The sequence below is a fragment of the Streptomyces sp. ID05-26A genome (assembly GCF_033794685.1).
Lineage (GTDB): Bacteria > Actinomycetota > Actinomycetes > Mycobacteriales > Pseudonocardiaceae > Lentzea.
Genome location: NZ_JARAYZ010000006.1, coordinates 149175 through 168763 on the forward strand (window position 1 = coordinate 149175; position 19589 = coordinate 168763).

A 19589-nucleotide genomic window follows, 5' to 3' on the forward strand; every position below is an offset into this window, starting at 1 on the left:
AGACATTCAAGCAGAATGTCTCACCCGGTGCGAGGAGGGCGGCATGCCGCGGGTCTGGGGAATGCTGCCGTTCATGCTGGTCGGAGCCGCGTTGCTGCTGGCGCCGGCCACCGCGACGGCCGCCGGGTGGAACCTGGCCGTGCAGGTCGTGCTGTTCACCCTGGCTGCGGCGATACCGGGGTACCTCACGCGGCACGTGTCGTACGTCGACGTGGCGTGGCCGTGGGGTCTGGTGGGAATCGGCCTGGTCACCCTGTTCACGGCCGAACTCGGCGTCGTGACGGTCGCGATCGCGGTCGCCTACCTCGCCATGGGCGCGCGGATGGGGCTGTGGAGCCTGGTGCTGACCGTGAAGCACGGCTGGTGGAAGCCGGGCGCGCCCAAGGTCGAACTCCCCCGGTACCAGTACCAGCGGCGGCGCTGGGAGCGGCAGGGGTTCCGCAACGAAACGCTGTCCGTCCAGTACGAGATCTGGTTGCAGGGCCTGGCGAACGCGTCGGTGCTCGCCGTTCCCGCGTTCCTCGTCGCCGCCGACCAGCGGTCGCTGTCCGTCTGGTCCGTGGCCGCACTGGTCCTGTGGGCCGCGTCCTACGTGCTGGAGTCGTTGGCGGACAAGCAGAAGCAGCGGTTCGCCGCCCGTGGTGGACGGCGAACCTGCGACGAGGGGTTGTGGCGCTACAGCCGGCACCCGAACTACTTCTTCCAGTGGATGCAGTGGAACGCCCTGGTCCTGCTCGCACTGCCGTCGCTGCCGGCCCGGTTCGGCGACACGTCGCTCGTGGTGTGGGTGCTGCTGACCCTGGGGCTGTTCCTCGCCTCCTGGACGCTGTACGTCACGCTGACCAAGCACACCGGCGCCCGCCCGGCCGAGTACTACAGCCTTCAGAAACGCCCTGACTACGCCCAGTACCAGGCCACCACCAACATGTTCTTCCCCGGCCCCGTCAAGAAGTCAGCCTGAAGTCGGCGACGCGGATCGGCGACGGCGTGGTACCGGTGGAGGTCTGCTGGTACTGCACCGACAGGATCCCCTGCGAGGCGACGCGGGAAGCGTCCACGTTGACCTCGCCGAACGCCCGCAGCGACGGCCGGTCGAACACGGTCGTCCAGTCCGTCCAGCCGCTCGCCTTCGTGGCCGCCACGATCTTGCCGCGCGGCATCACGAGGTAGACGTTGTCGTTGCGGTCCAGCACGATCCTGGTGCGCTGGGTGTGGTTCGGCGGGATCGGGACCTCCATCTTGGTCCAGGTGCCGTCCGCGCCGCGGAAGACGTGGAACGTGCGGCCGTTCTGCGCGCGCTGGGCGGCGTAGTTCGAGACGCACTGGGTGAAGCGGCCGGGTACATAGCTGATCACCACGTGCGGGCGGCCGTTCGCGTCCACCGCCTGGCTTTCCTGGTTCATCAGGCCGTGGTTCGGGTCGAGCGGATCGGCCACCAGTCCCGGTGACCCGACGCTGACCCGAGTGCCGCCGGTAGTGCCCACGACGGTTCCCGCGCCGTTGCGCCAGGTTCGGCCGCGGTCGTCGCTGTAGACGTAGCCGGTGTCGTGGTTGGTCAGGCCGCCGGCGTTGCACAGCACGCCCGCATTGCCCTCACGCCAGGTGAAAGCGGCGTGCAACCGTCCACTTCGGTCGTAGTTCAGACCGTGGAGGTACATGTTGCGGGTGGTGGAGACGACGCCGTTCGGACCGGTGTACGAGCCCGTCGCGGACGACCAGGCGCCGAGCTTGCGCCACGTCCCGCCGGTGTACTCGGCCAGCTCGTTGACGCCGTTGCCCGAACCCCCGGTGCGGTAGCTGAACTGCAGCCTGCCCTCCGGCGTCACGACGAACTGCGGGTACGTCATCGAGCCCAGCTCGACGTCCCCGAGCGTGCGCCGCACCACGCCGAACGACGCGGCGTTCCAGGGTTGCGCGCCGATCGCCAGTCCGGGTTCGGAACGCAGGTAGAACAGGCGCGTGTTGTGGGTGTCCAGCGCGACGTGGATCGTGTTGTCCTGCGGGGAGATTCCCAGCGAGATCACGTTGTGCGAGTCGTCGGCGCTGAGCTGGTGCGGCAGAACGACTGTCTCCCAACGGGTGCCGCCCACGCTCCTGCGCGCGATCACGGCGCTGCGGTTCGCGGTGTACCAGGTGGCGTACTGACGCCCTTGGTACGTCAGGATCGCGTCCTGCTGGAACGAGTTGTTGTTCACCAGCCCGTCGTACGAGACGAAGTACAACGCCGAGGCGTCCAGCAGCGTGTCGGAGACGAGGCTGATCCCCGGTTGCGCCTGCGCGGGCGTCGGCACGAAGAGCGCGACGGCGGTCAGCAGTGAAACGAACGTCCTGGCCATGCCGCCGAAGCGTGCAGTCGAACAGGATCGAACGCAAGCGTCGACTTGTTCGATAACACCGGGCGTTGTGAACGTCCCTGACCTCGTGGCTCTTGTCGGCACCGCCCGCCGACTGTTCACTTGTGTTCACTTCTGTCCGAACATGGAGGTTCCGCGTGCGGCGCGCGATCGTTCTTGCGACAGTCATGGTGGTGACGGCCGGTGCGATGACGCCGGTCGCCGCCGCCGTCGATCCCCCTCCCGACGTGCACACGTACCTCGAGGATCCGAGCAGGATCGCCGAGGGGCAGGAACCGCACCACGCGTTCCTGCGCCCGCAGGCCGACATCGCCTCGGCCGCGCGCGACGAGGAACGCGGTCCGTTCGTCCGGTCACTGGACGGCCAGTGGCGGATCGCGATGGCGGACAAGCCCGCCGACGTGCCGGCGCGGTTCTACGCCGAAGACCACGACACGTCCCGCTGGCGCACCGTGACGGTGCCGCACACCTGGCAGACCGACGGACTCGACCACCCGATCTTCCGCAACATCGCCACCGAGGTGCAGCCGGACGACCCTCCCCGCGTCCCCCGCGACATCAACCCGACCGGCGCGTACGTCCGCGACTTCGAGGTGCCCGCGAACTGGGCGAAGCGGGAGACCTTCCTGCGCTTCGAGGGCGTCACGTCCGGCTACTTCGTGTGGGTCAACGGGAAGTACGTCGGCTACGACCAGGGCGGCTACACCCCGGCCGAGTTCGACATCTCGTCCGCACTCCGCCCGGGACGCAACAAGATCGCCGTGCAGGTGCACCGCTGGAGCGCCGGTTCCTACCTGGAGGACTACGACCAGTGGCGGTACTCGGGCATCTTCCGCTCGGTGTCGCTCTACTCGACGCCCGCCACGTTCATCCAGGACGTCACCCTCAAGACCGACCTCGACGCCACCTACACCGACGCGACCCTCACCGCGGACGTCGAACTCGGCCTCAAACCCGGTGGCACCACCGGCACGCACCGCGTCACCGCCAGTCTGCGTGACACCAAGGGCAAGGAAGTCGGTTCGGTGAGCCAGGAGGTCACCGGCAGCACGGCGCGGCTCACGTTGCCAGTGCGCGACCCCGCCAAGTGGACCGACGAGACCCCGAACGTCTACACCATCGTGCTCACGCTTGCCGCGCCCGACGGCAAGGTCACGCACATCACCAGTGACACCACGGGTTTCCGCGAGATCGAGATCAAGGACCGCACGCTGCTCGTCAACGGGAAACGCGTGCTGTTCAAGGGTGTCAACCGCGCGGAGACCGACCCGGACCACGGCCGGCACGTGCCGAGGGCCGCGCAGGAACGCGACGTCGAGTTGATGGAGCAGCTCAACGTCAACGCCGTGCGCACCTCGCACTACCCGAGCGACCCGTACTTCTACGACCTGGCCGACGAGCACGGGATCTGGATCGACGACGAGGTCGACATCGAGACCCACAACCACGAGAACTGCGCCCGGTGGTGCCAGGCCAACCAGCCGGAGTGGCGCGACACCTTCATGGACCGGCTGATCGGCATGGTCGAGCGCGACAAGAACCACCCCAGCGTCTTCATGTGGGACACCGGCAACGAGGCCGGTCTCGGCGCGCACCACTACGAGATGGCCAAGTGGCTCAAGGCCAACGACCCCAGCAGGCCGATCTACCACCAGTCCAACAACCCCGACGGCGACGCGCCGTTCGCCGACGTGTGGGGGCCGCGCTACCCGTCACCGGAGAGGTTCGCCGAGCAGGCGAAGAACACGACCAAGCCGTTGATCTTCGGTGAGTACGCGCACGCGATGGGCAACAGCCTCGGCAACTTCCGCGAGTTCTGGGACATCATCCGCGCCCATCCGCAGACCCAGGGCGGCTTCATCTGGGACTGGGCCGAGCAGAACATCAGGCAGAAGACCCGCACCACCCCGGACACGTCCGGCAACGACATCACGGCGTTGCTCTCCGGTGCGCCGAAACTCGTCGACGGCCACCGCGGCAAGGCGCTGTCCCTGTCCGGTCTCGACGACTTCGTCGAGGTGTACCGCGACCGCAGGCTCGACATCACCGGCACCGCGCTGACGCTCGACGCGTGGGTGCGGCCCGGCAAGTGGACCGGGCAGTTCCCGATCATCGCCAAGGGCGACCACCAGTGGACGCTCAAGATGAAGAACGAGACGACGCTCGAGTTCTTCGTCCACAGTGGCACGTGGCGGGCCGTGCAGGCGAAGGTGCCCGCCGACTTCTACGGCAAGTGGCACCGGGTCAGCGGCACGTACGACGGCACGGCGCTGCGGCTGTACATCGACGGCGCGGAGGTCGGCACGCTGCCGTTCACCGGCGCGATCGACTACTCGGCGGCGGACGTGAACATCGGCCGTGACTTCGAGATGTCGTGGAACGACCCGTCGAACGTCGGGCGGCTGTCCCGCGGTGACGTCGACGACGTGCGCGTCTACAACCGGGCGCTGACCGCCGCGGAGCTCGGCACGTCCGCCGCTCCGGCCGGTGGCGCCGTGCTGGCACTGGACTTCGACACCGTGCGGGAACGTGGCACGCACCTCGCGTACGGGTCGACGCTGTCCGGTGTGGACGGACTGATCAACACGGACCGCACGACCCAGCCCGAGACGCTGCAGATGGCCTGGGCGCACCAGCCGATCCGGTTCGCCTACTCGGGTGGCGTGCTGACGGTCACCAACGAGCGGCAGTTCACCGGCACCGACGACCTCACGCTGAAGTGGCGGGTCACCGAGGGGACGAAGACGGTCAAGAGCGGCCGGCAACCGTTGCGGGTCGCCGCCGCCTCGACCTCACCGATCTCGTTGCCGGTACCGGCGAACGACACCGACCGGGAGAGGTTCCTGACCGTCGAGACGGTCACCTCGAACGGCCACGTGCTCGCCCACGACCAGTTCTCCCTGGGCGGCGGCAAGATCCCGGGCCTGGACAAGGCGCCGCGGGACTGGGCCGTCGTGTTCACCAAGGAGGACGCCTCCAAGGTCACCGCGACCGCGGCGGGCACCACCTACACGGTCGACAAGAAGTCCGGCTCGCTGACGTCCATCAGGTCGTGGGGCAGGGAACTGCTCACCAGCGGCCCGAAGCTCGACGCCTGGCGCGCGCCCATCAGCAACGAGACCTACACGTGGGGCCGCGCGGAGGGCGAGGACTGGCGCAAGGCCGGCCTAGACCGCCTGGAGACCAGCGTGACCGGCGTCCGGGTCGAGCAGGACGGCGTGAAGGCGACCCGGATCGTCGTGGACAGCAGGGTGGCGGCGCCGGGTGTGACCGGGGCCTGGTTCGACCAGACGATGGTCTACACGATCGACTCCGCCGGAGTGCTGCGGCTCGGCCACCGGGTCACGCCGCAGGGTTCGGTGCGGACGTTGCCGTACCTGCCCCGGATCGGTGTCCAGCTGTCCGTGCCGGACCGCTATTCGACGTTCTCGTGGTACGGACGCAAGGCGGAGAGTTACAACGACCGCAAGGACGGCACGCCGATCGGGGTGCACTCCAGTTCCGTGGCGGACCAGTACGTCGAGTACCACCGACCGCAGGACCACGGCAACCACACCGACACCCGGTGGGCGTTGCTCACCGACGGCCGCACTTCCGGCCTGCTGGTGTCGGGCGTCAAGGACGTCAGCGTCACGCAGTACGACGACCTGGAACGCGCGGCGTACCCGTTCATGTTGCAGCGCAACAAGGGGCACTTCACGCTGCACGCCGATCACGCCGTGACCGGTGTCGGTGACACGCCGAACCCGGTGCGGCAGCGCAACCAGGTCCGTCCCGACTCCACCTACGAGTACACGATCACGATGCGGCCGCTGACGCCGCAGGAAGCCTGGTCCGGCACACCGGCGGGTGCCTGACCGGAAGGGGGTGGCCCCGGTGCGCGCACCGGGGCCACTCGGCACATCAGTAGATCTTCACCTCCGTCAGCCCGGTCCGGAAACCGCTGGCGTGCGTCATCTGCACGCGAATCCGTTGCGTGGTGACGGAACCGAACGTGACCTGGTTGTAGTTGGCGCGAGGCGAGGCCGGTGTCCTCGCCTGCCCCGGCACGTCGGTCCACGCGCTGCCGTTCCAGTACTGCACCTGGTAGGAGGCCGGTGCCCGGTAACGGTTGCCCGCCCGGTCGTCGCGGAAGTACAGCCGTGCCTCGGTGACCGCGCGTTGCTGGCCGAAGTTCAGCTCGTACCAGTCGGTCGTGTTGGGTGAGCCGGAGCTGCCCCAGATCGGTTCGTTGATCGGGAAGCCGTCCACGGCCGCACCGACCGATGTGCCGGACGCCGTGTAGGACGCCGACGGACCCTGCGCCACGTTCGGCCGGGTCGAGTTCAAATCGACCCCTGCCTTCGCAAAGACGTCGACCACTCGTGCGCCGCTCTGCACGACGTCACGGGGAGCCCGCACACCGGCCACCGCGGTCTGGTGGGTCACCGAACCGCCGGAGGGCAGCGTGACCGATCCGGTCGCCGGGTCGTAGAGCACGCGGGTGAGCCGGTCCACCGTGAAGGCGCGGGTGCCGTTGAGATACACCGAGTATCCCTGCGGGACGCCGTTGTACCGGGTCACGCCGTCGGCCGGGTCGTCCCACACGACGCTGAGATCGGTGTTGCGGTGACGCAGGTTGTTGACGGCGAAGTGCGACCAGCCGATGTTGATCGGCGACAGCTCGATCAGCCCGTCGGTGCGCGGCCGCAGCCCCGCCACGTCCTCGACCACGGTCCAGTTGCCGCTGCCGAGGATGTTGTGGTGGATCCACGACCGGTACTGGATCGTGCTGCCGTTCCAGTCGGCCCAGAACTCGTTGGCGTCCGGCCACTGCGTGTTGCCGCCGACGTACTGCGCCCAGGTGTTCCAGTACAGCAGCTTCTTGTAGTCCTCCGCGGTCATCCACTGGTTCGGATAGTTGCGCAGCACCGAGGAGTAGAGGCGGAACTGCACGGTCGAGTTGATCGTGGAGAAGTTGTTCGAACCGGGGTGGCCCGCCGCCGCTGCCGCCGCCTTGTCCCGCTGGTTCGCGGTGTAGAACGGGAACACCGGGTACTCGGCCTGGTCCGCGAACAGCCGCAGCGCCTGCTTGTACTGGTCGGTGTTCGGCATCAGGCCGACCGAGAACGGGTAGTAGTTGTTGATCTCCTTCCACGGCACGTGCGTGTTCGTGGCGACGTGCTTGTGCTCCAGCAACTGCCGGGACGGGTTCCACAGCGTGTTGATCACACCGGACCGGATCCGGTCCGCCAGCGTCTGCATCTCCGCAGCCTTGGCCGCGTTGCCCGCCAGCGCGTAGGCCTGCTGGGCCGCAACGGCTCCGCTCCACACGTACGCCGTCTCAGCGCGGTCCAGCCGCCCCGCGCGCCAGTCGAACGACACGGCGTCGGCGTCGTTGCCGGTGAGCGCGCCCCAGTCGTACTCGATGACGCCGTTGTTGTTGGTGTCGTAGAACGAGAGCTGCCCCTTGGCGTCACCTTCCGCGTAGCGGGCCAGCAGGGCCGCGATCGACGGCTGGCCACCGTGGACCTGGTAGCTGCGCCACGCGGCCTCCGAGATGTACTGGGTGTAGGAGTTCGACCAGTTCTCCGGGTCGCCCGGGTTGTCCATGAACCGGCCGCCCTTGGACGTCTGCCCGGCGGACAGCCACGGACCGAAGGAGTAGACAGGATCGCGCAGGTACTTCAGGTCGTCGATGTGCATCGGCTGGGTCAGCACGATCGCGTTGTTGTACCCGGTGGCACCCTCGACCGAGACGGGGAACTGGTAGTCCTGGCCGGGGATGTCGACGTCGAGGTGGTTGAAGCGCATCAGCCACCAGCGGTAGTACACGTTCTTCTTGATGGCCGCGTCGGGCACGTCGATGTAGGGGATGTTGTCCGCCCACCAACGGTTGTAGGCCCGCACGTGGGTGGCGAACGCCGTCTCCGGTGTGTACCCGCGGTAGGACTGGTACTCCGTGGACGACTCCGGGATCTCGGTCGTGGGGAAGCCCATGGCGACCTTGGTGGTGATCGTCTGGCCGGCGCCGACGGTGATCGATCGGTTCAGACCGCCGTTGTTCACCGCGAACCCGTCGCCGGTGAGGCGCGGCCTGATCGTGGTGAGGTTGTTCTTCACCGGCCGGCTGCCGGTCAGCTCGTTCCCGCTCGCCGTCGTCGCGTACGGCGAGGTGGCGCGCAGTTGCAACGTGGCGGCCGAACCACCGGTGTTCACGAGCGCGAGGTTCGTCACCGCCACGTTGTTGTGCGTGATGAACTTGGTCATCTCGACGCGGATCGAGCCGCTGGTGAAGACACCCTTGTAGTGACTGGGTTTCTGCACCCGTCCGGAGACCTGTTCGGTGAACGTGCCGGGTGACACCGCGACCGAGTAGGCGTTCTGGCCGCTGAGGTCGTCCCAGTAGGCCGACCGGCCTCCGAAGCCGATCACCCCGGGGTTGTGGGTGTACATGAACAACCCGCGGCCGCGGGTCATCAGGAAGTTGCCGGCCGGGTCGTTGCCGGGACGGGCCAGCAGCCGGTCCATCCAGAAGTCGGTGCCGCCGCTCTCGGCGTCGTAGATCGCCCGCATCGTGCTGCCGGTGCTGTACCCGGCCGGGGGTGCGGGGATCGACGGCCCGGAGAACGTGGGAAAACCGATGGGTTGCGCGGCCGAGGCGGGTGCCAGGCCGCCCGTGATCAGCACGACGGCCAGCGCGGGTGCCGTCAGGCGGCGAAGGCTTGCCATTCCAGGACTCCCGTCGAGAAGCCGGTCTTCGCGGTGACGCTCAGCCGCAACCGGGTGGTGGACACGGTGGGGAACGAGAGGGTGTTGAAGGTGTTCGCGGCCGTCCCGCAGGAGCCGGGCAGATCCGCGTAGGCGCTGCCGGTCCAGTACTGCACGCGGCACGACGCGGGCAGGTCGATGCCCTGGTCGTCGTCGAACCAGTACACGGCGGTGCGGTTGACCGATCTCGCGGCGGGCCAGGTGTACTCGAGCCACTGCGTGCCCTGCTCGGGCCAGTTGCCGTAGACGAGGTTCGACCGGTCCGCGGAACTCGACGGCGTCGCGCCGTTGTTGACCGCGGCCAGGGTCTCCCACGGCGACACGTACGAGGTGGTCGCCGTCGCGCTCGGGGCGATGTTGCCGGTGGGGGTGCCGGGGTTCGACGGCGGGCCGGCCACCGTCTGCACGACCCGTTGCATCGTGCCGTCCGCGTTGAAGTTCAACAGATCCATGGCCACCGACCGGCGGAAGTTGCCGCCTCCGGGTGCCTGGGCGTTGTGGTAGACCATGTACCACTGGCCGTTGAACTGCGCGACGCCCGCGTGGTTCGTGGTCGACGAGACCTCGCCGAGCACGACGCCGCGCTGTGTCCACGGCCCCGTCGGGCTGGTGGCCGTGGCGTAGCGCTGGCAGGCGTAGCTGGAGTTCGTGACGCAGCCGCCCGTGTCGTTCGCCGCGTAGATCATGTAGTAGAGACCGTTGCGCTTGAACAGGAACGGCGCTTCCCAGAAGTTCGTCAGGCCCTGCGGTGTCACGACCGGGCCGTCCAGCTCGATCATGTTCGGCTTGAGCTTCGCCATGCGGGGAGCCCAGTAGCTGCCCCAGTACAGGTAGGCCTGGCCGTCGTCGTCGGTGAAGACCGTCGGGTCGATGTTGAGCCCGGACGAGTTCGGCGTGCTGTCGCTGACCAGCGGCCCGCCCTTGGCATCGGTGAACGGGCCGAGCGGGCTGTCGCCGACCGCGACGCCGATGTCCATCCACCCGGCACCGTTGCCGTTGACCGAGGTGTACCAGTAGTACTTGCCGTTCCTCGCTTCGACCTCACTGGCCCACGCGTCGGCGCCGGCCCAGCGGAACGTGCCGATGTTCGCCTTGGCGCCGTGGTCGGTCCAGGTGGAGGCGTTGGTGGTCGACAGCACCCGCCACTCGCGCATGAGGAAGTTCTGCTGGCCGGACGCGGCTTCGTCCCGGCCGGCGTAGACGTAGAGGGTGTCGCCGACGACCAGAGGGGAAGGGTCGGCGGTGTAGACCGAGGTCACGATCGGGTTGGCCGCGTGAGCGGGCGTTGCCACGACAACGCCCGCTGTCAGCACGATCGCGGCGCCCAGCAGGGTGGCGCGCATCGATTCTCCTTAGGTACCGGTGGAATGGAGGTTCGCGACCTCCGAGGCGCTGAGGGCGCGGCCGTAGACGCGGAACGAGTCCACGGCGCCGTCCAGGTACGGGTCGTTCGCGTACTGCGAACGCCCGATCCAGTTCTGCGTGGTGTTGCCGAGCCTCGCCGTCAGGCCCGCGTTGCGGGCCACCTCCGTGCCGTTGACGTACAGGGCACCGAGATCGCCGTTCTGCGTCACCGCGACGTGCGTCCACACGCCCTGTGGAAGTGCCGGCGCGTTGATCTGCTGCTCCGCCCCCGCGCCACCGGTGGTGATCGCGAACCGCGCGCCGCCGGACGAGCTCAGCGGGGTGAGGAACGCGTACGCCCCAGTACCGGAACCGAAGTCGAACACCCGCGACCAGGTCGTCACGGTGTCCAGCCGCACCCACGTCGCGATGCTGAACGCGGTCGCGGTCGCGAGCAGTCCGGCGGGCAGCACCACGTGGGCGCCGGAGCCGGACAGGTCCGCGGCCTGCCCGGTGCGCCCGGTCGTCCAGGCCGCTCCCCCGGCGAGGGCCGCGTGCAGCCCGTTGCCGGTGGCGTCGTTCGTGTTGCCGTCGAACGGGTAGTGCGCGACGAACGGCGAGGTCTCGGTGGTGATCGTCCAGTACACCGAGTACCTCTGCCCGTGCACCTTGTAGAACGGCATCAGCGTCACTTGGCCGGTGCTCGCCGTCGCCGTGTACTGCAAGGGAGTCGAGGTGGCCCTGATGGTCGACGCCTGCAACGCGGGCATCGATTGCAGGTTGTTCGTCCCGTACGCGCCGGCCAGCACGATCGGGCCGTGCCGCACCGCCTGCACCGTGCGGTTGTCCGGAGTGGACTCCCGCGTCACCGTCATGGGGAGGCTGATCTCCACGACGTCCCCGCTCGACCAGGTGCGGTCGACTCGCGCGTACGTGCCGGGCGTGACCGGTACCGAGGCACCGTTGACCCGGAGCTGGGCTCCCGCTGCCCAGGCCGGAATCCGCACGCGCAGGTCGATCGTGCCCGAACCCGTGATGGTCAGCCTGCTCGACGGCGACTCCGGGAACGTCGTCTCCTGCCGCACGGTGAACCCGCGCCAGCTCAACGCCGAGGCGATGAACAGGTTCACGTACAGCGTGCTGCCGGAGTGGGCGTAGATCCGGCCGCCGTGGGCCGTGTTGGTCTCCATCCCGGTGCCGTGGCAACAGGTGAAGTCGTTGTAGTCGTTGCTGTACGTGCGGATGCCACCAGGACGCAGCGGGGTGTAGTAGCTGTGGTGGCCGTGGGTCGAGGCGGGGTTCTGCGCGCCCAGCAGGTGGTTGTAGAGCACCTTCTCGTAGTAGTCGAAGTACCGCGCGTCACCGGGATAACCGCGGAACAGCTGCGAGGTGAGCTTGAGCATGTTGTAGGAGTTGCAGGACTCGCAGGTGGTGTCGGACAGTTCGGACGCGATCCGGCCCGGAGCCTTGAAGTACTCGCCGTTGGAGTTGCCGCCGATCGCGTAGCTGTGCGCGCCGGTGACGATCTCCCAGAAGTTGCTCGCGATGTCGCGGTACCGGGTGGCACCCGTCGCGTGGTACTCGCGGATCGCGCCGATCGCCTTGGGGATCTGCGTGTTGGCGTGGTACCCGTTCAGGGCGTCCCGGTTCTGCGCCAGCGGGTCGAACACCTCGGCGTGGTCGAAGTACTGCGCGGTGGTGAGATGTGCCGGGTCCCCGGTGAGCTGGTAGAGGTTCGCCAGCACCTCGTTCATGCCGCCGAACTCGGTGTCGAGCATGTTCTGCCGCTGGGTCTGGGTCAGCCTGCCGTTGCGCCAGGCCGTCCACGCCGCCTTCTGGGTGAGCACGGTCAGCGCCGGGGTGTTGCCGGTGAGCAGGTGCACGTCCAGCAGGCCGGCCATGATCTTGTGCAGCGTGTAGTAGGGAGCCCAGACCTGTTCGCGCGCCTCGACCCGGCCGATGAAGCTCTCCGGGAACGCCGACAGGTAGCCGGTGCTGAAGCCGACGGACGTGGCCCGGCCCTGGCACAGCGCCAGTTGCTCGACCAGGTAGGCCGCCTTCGCGGAGAACGCCGTGTCGCCGGTGGCGGCGAAGGCCTGGGCGAGCGCGGTCAGCACGTGCCCGGTCGAATGCCCGCGCAGTTCGGTGGACGGTGACTCCCACCCTCCACAGGGGACGGCCCCGGAGGCGAGCGAGACGTTGCGCCGGAACGTGTGCAGCAACCGGTCCGCGTCGAGGAACTTCAGGTAGGCGTGGGTGCGGGTGGTGTTGTCCCGGAACGGCCCCGGCAGCAGGGACACCGAGCCGAGACCGAACAGCTCCGCCGACACCCCGATGTCGGGGCGGGCCGCGGCGAGTGCGCGTGCGGGCAACGCCGTCACCGCGACGGCGAGAGCGCCCGCACGCAACACCGCGCGTCGAGAGGGGAGGTTCATCGTCAGTACCCGTACCGGTTCTTCAGGTGCCGCCACCAGTCGCGCAGCATCCACTTGTCGAACTCGGTGATCACGGTCGAGCTGCCGGCCTTCATGATGAACCCGCCGACCCCGCTGGGGGTCCAGTCGTAGAAGTCGTCCAGGCCGAACGTGTGGCCGATCTCGTGCAGCAGGATGTGCACGTCCGACGAGTTCAGGTTGCCCATGTAGTACTCGCTGCCGATCCGCTGGCCCCAGTCACCACCGGCGCCGCCGCCCATGCCGGCGGTGAGCCACAACGACTGGTCGTAGTGCCGCGCGACGCCGCCGGGGCAACGCGGGTAGGAACCGTTGCGGTTGAAGAACCTGCCACAGCCCTCCGAGCACTGCGGGGCGTTCTCCCGGATGTCGTTGACGTAGATGTCGACGGAGTTGTCGTTCCACTTCAACTGGTTGCGGTCGCGCACCGCCCAGCCGACGACCTTGATCGGCACGGACGCGTACGGGAAGTTGTTGTGCCCCGCCATCACGTCCATCCACTTCTTGTACTGCCGGGCGAGCTGGGCGTGCACGGCGTCGCGTTGCTGCGCGGTCACCGGCTGGGGCGAGTCCCAGCGCACGCAGAAGTTCAGGTAGCCGCCGTTGGCGAACAGCTGGTCCCATCCGTAGTTGCGGAACCCGTAGAGGTTCCCGTAGGTGCTCTCCACGTGCTGCCACACCTGGTTGATCGGGGTGACCAGGTTCGCGGGCGGGTTCCACGTGTCGGCTCTCGCCGGTGCCGCCACGCTCGTCGCCATCGCCGCCGCGAAGACAGTGGTCAGAAGTCCTTTCCAGAACCGGTTCACTCCGGCCTCCTCAGCCTTTCAGCGCACCCGAGGTGAATCCCCGGACGTAGCTGCGTTGCATGAACGCGAACAGCACGAGGCACGGCACGGCCATGAACACCACGCCCGCTTCGAGCGCGGCGTAGTCGATCGAGCCATGACTGGCGGTTCGCATGTTGACCACGGCAAGCACGGCGGTGAACTTGTCCGTGGAGTTGAGCAGGATCAGCGGAGCGAAGAACTCGCTCCACGACGTGAGGAACGCGAAGAGCCCCACGGTGACGAGCCCCGGCCGGACGGCGGGGAGCATGATCCGCACGAGGGTGCCGAAACTCGTGCAGCCGTCGACACGGGCGGACTCCTCCAGTTCGATCGGCACGGCCTCGAAGCTGTTGCGCATCATGAAGACCGAGAACGGCAGCTGGAAGACGATCAGCACGAGACTGAGGCCGATCAGCGAGTCCTCCAGCCCCAGCCAGCCGAGCAGGACGTACAACGCGATCAGGATCGTCGCGTACGGCACCATCAGGATCGCGAGCGTCAGCAGGAACAGCACGTCGCGGCCGGGAAAGCGGAACCGCCCGAACGCGTAGCCCGCGAAGGTGGCCACGACCAGCGTGCCGCCGACCGTCATCGCGCTCACCAGCAGGCTGTTGAGCACGTGGACCGGCCGGATGCCGTTGGCGGAGGTGAAGAGCCGGGCGTAGTTCTCGACACCGAACCCGGTGTCCGTGCGGATCGACGCCCAGCCGCTCCAGGCCAGCGGGAACAGGAAGAGGATCGCGAGCGCGGTGCCCGTGACGTAGTAGGTCCTCGTCATGCCGACCTCCTGCGCAGGACGGCGAGCTGGACCGAGCTGAGCACCGCGAGCAGCACCAGCAGCACGACCGAGATGCCCGCCGCCGACCCGAGGTCGAGCCGGACGAACGCCTCCCGGTAGATCACCATGACCAGCGAGGTGGTGCTGTTGTCCGGGCCTCCCCTGGTGAGGATCCAGAACTGGTCGAACGCCAGCAGCGATCCGGTGACCATCATCGTGAGCACCAGCGCGATGGTCGGCCGCATCATCGGCACGGTGATGCTCCGGAAGGTCTGCCAGCGGGTCGCGCCGTCGATCCGCGCGGCCTCGTAGACGTCGAGCGGGATGGCCTGCAGCCCGGTCAGCAGGACCAGCATGTTGAACCCGGCGAACCGCCACAGCACCAGCAGCACGACCGATCCCAGCGCCGGGCTGTCCCCGGTGTGCGGGAACGGGCCGATCTCCTCGCTCAGCAGCCCGAGGAAGAGCAGCGAGGCGCTGGCGAAGCCCACCGCCATCGGCAGGAAGAACGCGGTCCGGAAGAACCCCACGCCCCTGCGCCGGTTCTGCACCAGCAACGCGAGTCCGAACGCGACCACGAACAGCAGCACCGTGATCAGCACGGTGTACCGCAGGGTGAACCAGGCCGCGGACGCCAGCAGTTCGTCGTCCACGACACCGGTGTAGTTGTCCGGCGCGTTGAACCTGGGCAGGCCGAGCAACGGCCAGCGGTGCAGCGACATCCAGCCGACGAGCAGCAGCGGAACCACGAAGAACAACCCCACCAGCACCGCGGCGGGCGTGGCGTAGAGGGCTCCGGTGACCGCTCGCCTGCGCACCGGTCACTCCTTCCGCAGCGACTTGGTGATCGCGTCGTTGCCGGCCATCAGCGCGCTCGTGGCGTTGCCGAAGAACGCGCCGCGCACGACGGTCAGCCACGGGCCCTGCGGGTCGTTGAAGGTCGCGTTGAAGTTGCGCGCGTACGGCGTCTTGCCCTTGGCCACGAGGCTGTTCGCGGTGACGAGCCGGGGATCGGCCGAGGAGTACTTGTTGTTCGCGAGGTCGGTCCGGACGGGCACGCCCTTGCGCTTCGCGATGACCTCGACCTGGGCCTCGTCCGACATCGTCCAGGCCAGGAAGTCCCACGCCTGCTCGGCCTTCGTGCTCGTGGCGCCGATGCCGATCGCGTCTCCACCGACGAACGTGGACTCACCGCCGGTGAGGCCGGGGATCGGGGCCAGGCCGGTCTTCACACCCTTGGCCTCGATGGCGTCGAGCCACACCGACGGGCCGGGCGCGATGCCGACCTTCCCGCCCTGCAACGCTCCCAGCCACGTCGGGCCCTGCTCCCCCTTCGACCCCGGTGACGCGACGCCCTCGTCGTAGAGGTCGCGGTAGACGGCGAACACGCCGGCCATCTCGGGTGAGTCGATCTTCGCGCTGAGACCGTCGGCGTTCAGCACGTCACCGCCCGCCGCCCACACCGAGGGCCAGAGCGTGAACTCGATGCAGCCACCGCAGTTGCCGCCGAAGTAAGTTCCGTGGACGTCCTCGCCGAGCTTGTCGATCCTGCGGGCGTGGTTGGCGAACTCCGTGAGCGTGCGCGGCGGCTTCTCGGGGTCGAGACCGGCCTTGGCGTAGAGGTCCTTGTTGTAGAGCATCACCGACAGGTCGATGGTGTGCGGCACGGCGTAGTTGCGCTCTTCCCAGGTGCCCGCGCGGACGTGGGAGGGTGCCACGGAGTCCTTGAACGGCAACGACTTGAACCGGTCGGAGACGTCGGTCCACAGACCCTGCGCGGCGTACTGGGGCGCGAACACCACGTCCGCGGCGAAGAGGTCGGGCAGCGACTTCGCTCCCGCGGCGGACGCCAGCTTGGCCGGGTACTCCTCGTTGGGGTAGGCGGTGACCTCGATCTTGTTGCGGTGCGAGGCGTTGTACGCGTCGGCGTAGGCCTTGGACACCGATTCGGTCGCCGCGCGCGTCCACAACGTGAGGGTCGCCCCGTCGTCGGCGCTTCCGGGTTGGTCCGCACCGCACGCGGCGGTGGCCAGCAGCAGTACCGCTGCCGCGAGCATCGCTTTCACAGTCTCTCCTTTGAGACGTCGATCAGGCGGTGGGCAACCAGATCCGCATCGTGGACGGGCCCCGGCGGGCCCAGCGGTGGTAGGGCGTGAGCGTGAACGGTGCCTCGGCACCGGGTCCGGCCGCCGGCTCGCCGTACGGCCACGAGGTGTCCGCGAGGGTGTCGAACCTGGCTCGGACGACAGCGCCGTCGCCCGAGCACTCCGGGTCGTCCGCCGTGCTGACCCGCAGTGCGTCGAGGTCGTTCTCGCCCCACGACTCCGCGCACAGCACGACCGGCCCGCGTTCGACCGCGACACAACCGCGCACCGCGTCGATGCGGGGATCGGGCCGGGTGAACCTCGGTCGCATCGGCAACTCCAGGCGGAACTCCTCGCCCTGCGTCCAGTCCCGGGTCAGGACGAGGTCTCCTGGTGCGACCGGGCGGCGCTCGTGGTCCAAGACGAGCACCGCGCCGGTCGCCCAGACGGGCACGCGCAGGGTGAGCGACCAGGGTCCGCCGGTCCTGGTCACCCGCACGGCCACGTCTCCGTCCTCCGGGTACGACGTGCGCACCTCGATGCCGGCCGGACGTCCGTCCCGCAGCGTGGTGTCGACGTCGCAGTCGGCGAACTGGTGCAACCTCAACCCGGTGTCGTCGGCGGTGACCAGGTACGACGAGAGGCTGGCCAGCAGCCGTGCGATGTTCGGCAGGCAGCAGGAGACCTCGTACCACGGCGCTCTGAGTCCGCTGACGACGTCGAGCCGCTCACCGCTGTGCGACGGTTGCGCGGGGATGCGCCGATGCAACGTGTTGGAGTAGAAGAAACTCCGGCCGTCGTCGCCGATCGCGCCCGCGATCAGGTTGTGCAGCACGCGATCCGTGATGTCGGCGTAGCGGCTTTCGCCCGTGGCCAGCAGCAGCCGCTGCGCGAGCATCACCGTGGCGACACCGGCGCACGACTCGGCGTACGCGCGGTCGGCCGGCAGCACGAAGTCGTCACCGAACGCCTCGTCCTGGTGCCGCGACCCCATGCCGCCGGTGATGTGCGTCCGGCGCGCCCAGGCCCGTTCGAACTGCTCGGCCACCGCGCCCAGCAGGTCGTCGTCGCCGGTCTCGACCGCGACGTCCACGGCCCCGCAGGCCAGGTAGAGCGACCGGACCGCGTGCCCGCGCAGGACCGTCGCCTTGCGCACCGGGACGTCGTCGTTGAAGTAGGACCAGCCGAACTCGTGCGCGGGCAGACCGCGGTGGCCGCGCCGGTCGACGAACAGCGCGGCCTGGTCGAGATAGCGCTGCTCTCCCGTCAACCGGGCGAGTTCCACCAGCGCGGTCTCGATCTCCGGATGGCCGCAGACACCGGTGCCGTCCTGCGCGAAGGTGTCGCAGACGTGGTCGGCGGCTTTGCGGGCGACCTCCAGCAGGGGCCCTTCCCCAGCGGTCCTGGTCCGTGCGACCGCGGCCTGCAGCAGGTGCCCGGTGCAGTAGAGCTCGTGGCCCCAGGCCAGGTCGCTGTAGCGGGGTCGTTGCCAGTCGCGGCCGAACGAGGTGCTGAGGTAGCCGTCCTCCGCCTGCGCCGCGGCGAACCCGGCCGTGAGCGCGTCGACGTGGGCGTCGAGCACGGAGTTCGGTGACCTGCCGTGTTCCCACGACATCGCCTCGACGAGCTTGTAGACCTCGGAGTCGGAGAACTCCCGGCCCTTGCGTTCCAGGGACCCCCACCCGGTGCCGACGGTGGCGAAGTTGCCGGTCCAGCCCAGCGCGTCCATCCACTCCAGCGCGTGGACCAGCGTCTGTTCCCCGTTGACCCGTTGCCGGGCACCCCAGAAACCACCGGTGACGCGCACCTCGTCCGTCCCAAGTGGACGGAGGGGGCCACGGGTCGGGACCACCGGCCCGCGGATCGACTGGGTGTTGCGCATCGTTGCCACACAACGCACTCTGGAGACCGAAAACGATTTCGACAATGCGCCATCAGGAGCAGGAACCGTCGAACAAGCACTCGAATCTCGTTCGAAAGGATTTCGATGGGCAGGCGGCGTTCGGAAGCGGTGACCCTCGGGGACGTGGCCAGGAGGGCGGGCGTGTCGATCGCGACGGCGTCGAAGGCGATCAACGACCGGGCCCAGGTCGCCGCGACGACCAGGGCCCGCGTGTTGCGCGCGGCGGCGGAGCTCTCGTTCCAGCCCAACGTCCTCGCGCAGGGACTGGTGGCGGGCCGGACCCGCGCGATCGGCCTGCTCACCGACGAGCTCGACGGCCGGTTCGCCATCCCGATCCTGCTGGGCGCCGAGAACGCCCTGTCGAATCTGGAGATGTCGGTGCTGCTGTGCGACACGCGAGGCGACGCCATCCGCCGCAACCACCACATCCGCACGCTGCTGGCCCGCCAGGTCGACGGGTTCATCGTCCTGGGGGACAGCAACGACGTCCGCCCGTCGCTGACCGCGGACCTCCCGGTGCCCGCGGTGTACGTGTACTGCCGGTCGAGCAACCCCGGCGACCTGAGCCTCGTCTCCGACGACCTCGGCGGCGCACGGCTCGCGATCGAGCACCTGATCGCGTTGCGGCGCAGGCACATCGCCCACATCACCGGCCCCCAGCACTACCGCGCCGCCCGCGACCGCGCCGCCGCCGTCCACACCGTGCTGGAGGAGCGGGGCCTGTCACTGGCGGGTGGTCAGCCGCTGCACGGCGAGTGGTCCCAGCGCTGGGGCCGCCACGCCGCCCGCCTGCTGGCCACCACCTCACCCGAGGTCGACGCGATCTTCTGCGGCAACGACCAGATCGCGAGCGGTGTGGCCCAGGCGCTCACCGACCTCGGCCGGCGCGTGCCGGACGACGTCGCGATCGTCGGCTACGACAACTGGGAGATCTTCGCCGCGGACTGCAGGCCACCGCTCACCACCATCGACCTCAACCTGCACCAGCTCGGCGCGACCGCCGTGACCCACCTGTTCGCGGCGCTCGAGGGCGCGCCCGCGAGCGGGGTCGTCCGGCAGCCGTGCCGGCTCGTGGTCCGGGAGTCCACGGCCTGAC

12 protein-coding genes are annotated in these 19589 nt (G+C 68.7%); 3 read left to right on the forward strand and 9 right to left on the reverse strand.

The genetic code is table 11. The annotated features are described in order from the left end of the window. Positions 1 to 43: 43 nt before the first annotated feature. Positions 44 to 961: a DUF1295 domain-containing protein gene (locus PV646_RS38135; protein ID WP_500347246.1), complete on the forward strand. Its 918-nt coding sequence runs from the start codon at positions 44 to 46 to the stop codon at positions 959 to 961. Here the strand turns inward: PV646_RS38135 and PV646_RS38140 are convergent. Further along, positions 945 to 2336, reverse strand: coding sequence for a BNR repeat-containing protein (locus tag PV646_RS38140; protein WP_500347248.1), 1392 nt, complete (start codon positions 2334 to 2336; stop codon positions 945 to 947). The genes PV646_RS38135 and PV646_RS38140 overlap by 17 nt on opposite strands. Positions 2337 to 2491: 155 nt before the next feature. On the opposite strand from PV646_RS38140, the gene PV646_RS38145 reads away from it, so the two are divergent. Further along, positions 2492 to 6211 (forward strand): glycoside hydrolase family 2 TIM barrel-domain containing protein, encoded by a 3720-nt coding sequence (locus PV646_RS38145; RefSeq protein WP_500347250.1) that lies wholly within the window; start codon positions 2492 to 2494, stop codon positions 6209 to 6211. Between the two features lie 46 nt (positions 6212 to 6257). Here PV646_RS38145 and PV646_RS38150 read toward each other — a convergent pair whose 3' ends face one another. Genes PV646_RS38150 through PV646_RS38185 form a run of 8 tightly spaced genes read right to left on the reverse strand, consistent with a single transcriptional unit; the run spans position 6258 to position 18472 of the window. Continuing rightward, positions 6258 to 9065, reverse strand: a complete 2808-nt coding sequence (locus PV646_RS38150) for a discoidin domain-containing protein (RefSeq protein WP_500347251.1) — start codon at positions 9063 to 9065, stop codon at positions 6258 to 6260. Then, a complete protein-coding gene (locus PV646_RS38155; protein ID WP_500347253.1) occupies positions 9044 to 10447 on the reverse strand; it encodes a glycoside hydrolase family 43 protein in 1404 nt (467 codons plus the stop codon). Before PV646_RS38155 ends, PV646_RS38150 begins: the two co-directional genes overlap by 22 nt. 9 nt (positions 10448 to 10456) lie before the next feature. Beyond that, complete coding sequence (locus tag PV646_RS38160) at positions 10457 to 12883, reverse strand: glycoside hydrolase family 127 protein (protein WP_500347255.1); 2427 nt, start codon at positions 12881 to 12883, stop codon at positions 10457 to 10459. 2 nt (positions 12884 to 12885) lie between these two features. Next, positions 12886 to 13659: a hypothetical protein gene (locus PV646_RS38165; protein ID WP_500347709.1), complete on the reverse strand. Its 774-nt coding sequence runs from the start codon at positions 13657 to 13659 to the stop codon at positions 12886 to 12888. A 58-nt stretch (positions 13660 to 13717) separates the two neighbouring features. Continuing rightward, positions 13718 to 14506, reverse strand: coding sequence for a carbohydrate ABC transporter permease (locus PV646_RS38170; RefSeq protein WP_500347257.1), 789 nt, complete (start codon positions 14504 to 14506; stop codon positions 13718 to 13720). Then, positions 14503 to 15324, reverse strand: coding sequence for a carbohydrate ABC transporter permease (locus tag PV646_RS38175; protein WP_500347259.1), 822 nt, complete (start codon positions 15322 to 15324; stop codon positions 14503 to 14505). The genes PV646_RS38170 and PV646_RS38175 overlap by 4 nt, the downstream gene beginning before the upstream one ends. 3 nt (positions 15325 to 15327) lie before the next feature. Next, positions 15328 to 16563 carry an ABC transporter substrate-binding protein gene (locus PV646_RS38180; protein WP_500347711.1) on the reverse strand — a complete coding sequence of 412 codons (1236 nt, stop codon included), beginning with the start codon at positions 16561 to 16563 and terminating at the stop codon, positions 15328 to 15330. Positions 16564 to 16594: 31 nt separating this feature from the next. Beyond that, on the reverse strand, positions 16595 to 18472 hold the full coding sequence (locus PV646_RS38185; protein ID WP_500347713.1) for a glycoside hydrolase family 127 protein: 1878 nt from the start codon (positions 18470 to 18472) through the stop codon (positions 16595 to 16597). A gap of 144 nt (positions 18473 to 18616) precedes the next feature. On the opposite strand from PV646_RS38185, the gene PV646_RS38190 reads away from it, so the two are divergent. Beyond that, positions 18617 to 19588, forward strand: coding sequence for a LacI family DNA-binding transcriptional regulator (locus PV646_RS38190; protein WP_500347261.1), 972 nt, complete (start codon positions 18617 to 18619; stop codon positions 19586 to 19588). Position 19589: the final 1 nt, after the last annotated feature.

What these genes read in the sequence shown, in the direction of transcription:
- PV646_RS38180 (WP_500347711.1), bottom strand. Translation starts at nt 16,563, where the DNA reads ATGCTCGCGGCAGCGGTACTGCTGCTGGCCACCGCCGCGTGCGGTGCG.
- PV646_RS38140 (WP_500347248.1), bottom strand. Translation starts at nt 2,336, where the DNA reads ATGGCCAGGACGTTCGTTTCACTGCTGACCGCCGTCGCGCTCTTCGTG.
- PV646_RS38150 (WP_500347251.1), bottom strand. Translation starts at nt 9,065, where the DNA reads ATGGCAAGCCTTCGCCGCCTGACGGCACCCGCGCTGGCCGTCGTGCTG.
- PV646_RS38185 (WP_500347713.1), bottom strand. Translation starts at nt 18,472, where the DNA reads ATGCGCAACACCCAGTCGATCCGCGGGCCGGTGGTCCCGACCCGTGGC.
- PV646_RS38155 (WP_500347253.1), bottom strand. Translation starts at nt 10,447, where the DNA reads ATGCGCGCCACCCTGCTGGGCGCCGCGATCGTGCTGACAGCGGGCGTT.
- PV646_RS38170 (WP_500347257.1), bottom strand. Translation starts at nt 14,506, where the DNA reads ATGACGAGGACCTACTACGTCACGGGCACCGCGCTCGCGATCCTCTTC.
- PV646_RS38135 (WP_500347246.1), top strand. Translation starts at nt 44, where the DNA reads ATGCCGCGGGTCTGGGGAATGCTGCCGTTCATGCTGGTCGGAGCCGCG.
- PV646_RS38165 (WP_500347709.1), bottom strand. Translation starts at nt 13,659, where the DNA reads ATGGCGACGAGCGTGGCGGCACCGGCGAGAGCCGACACGTGGAACCCG.
- PV646_RS38160 (WP_500347255.1), bottom strand. Translation starts at nt 12,883, where the DNA reads ATGAACCTCCCCTCTCGACGCGCGGTGTTGCGTGCGGGCGCTCTCGCC.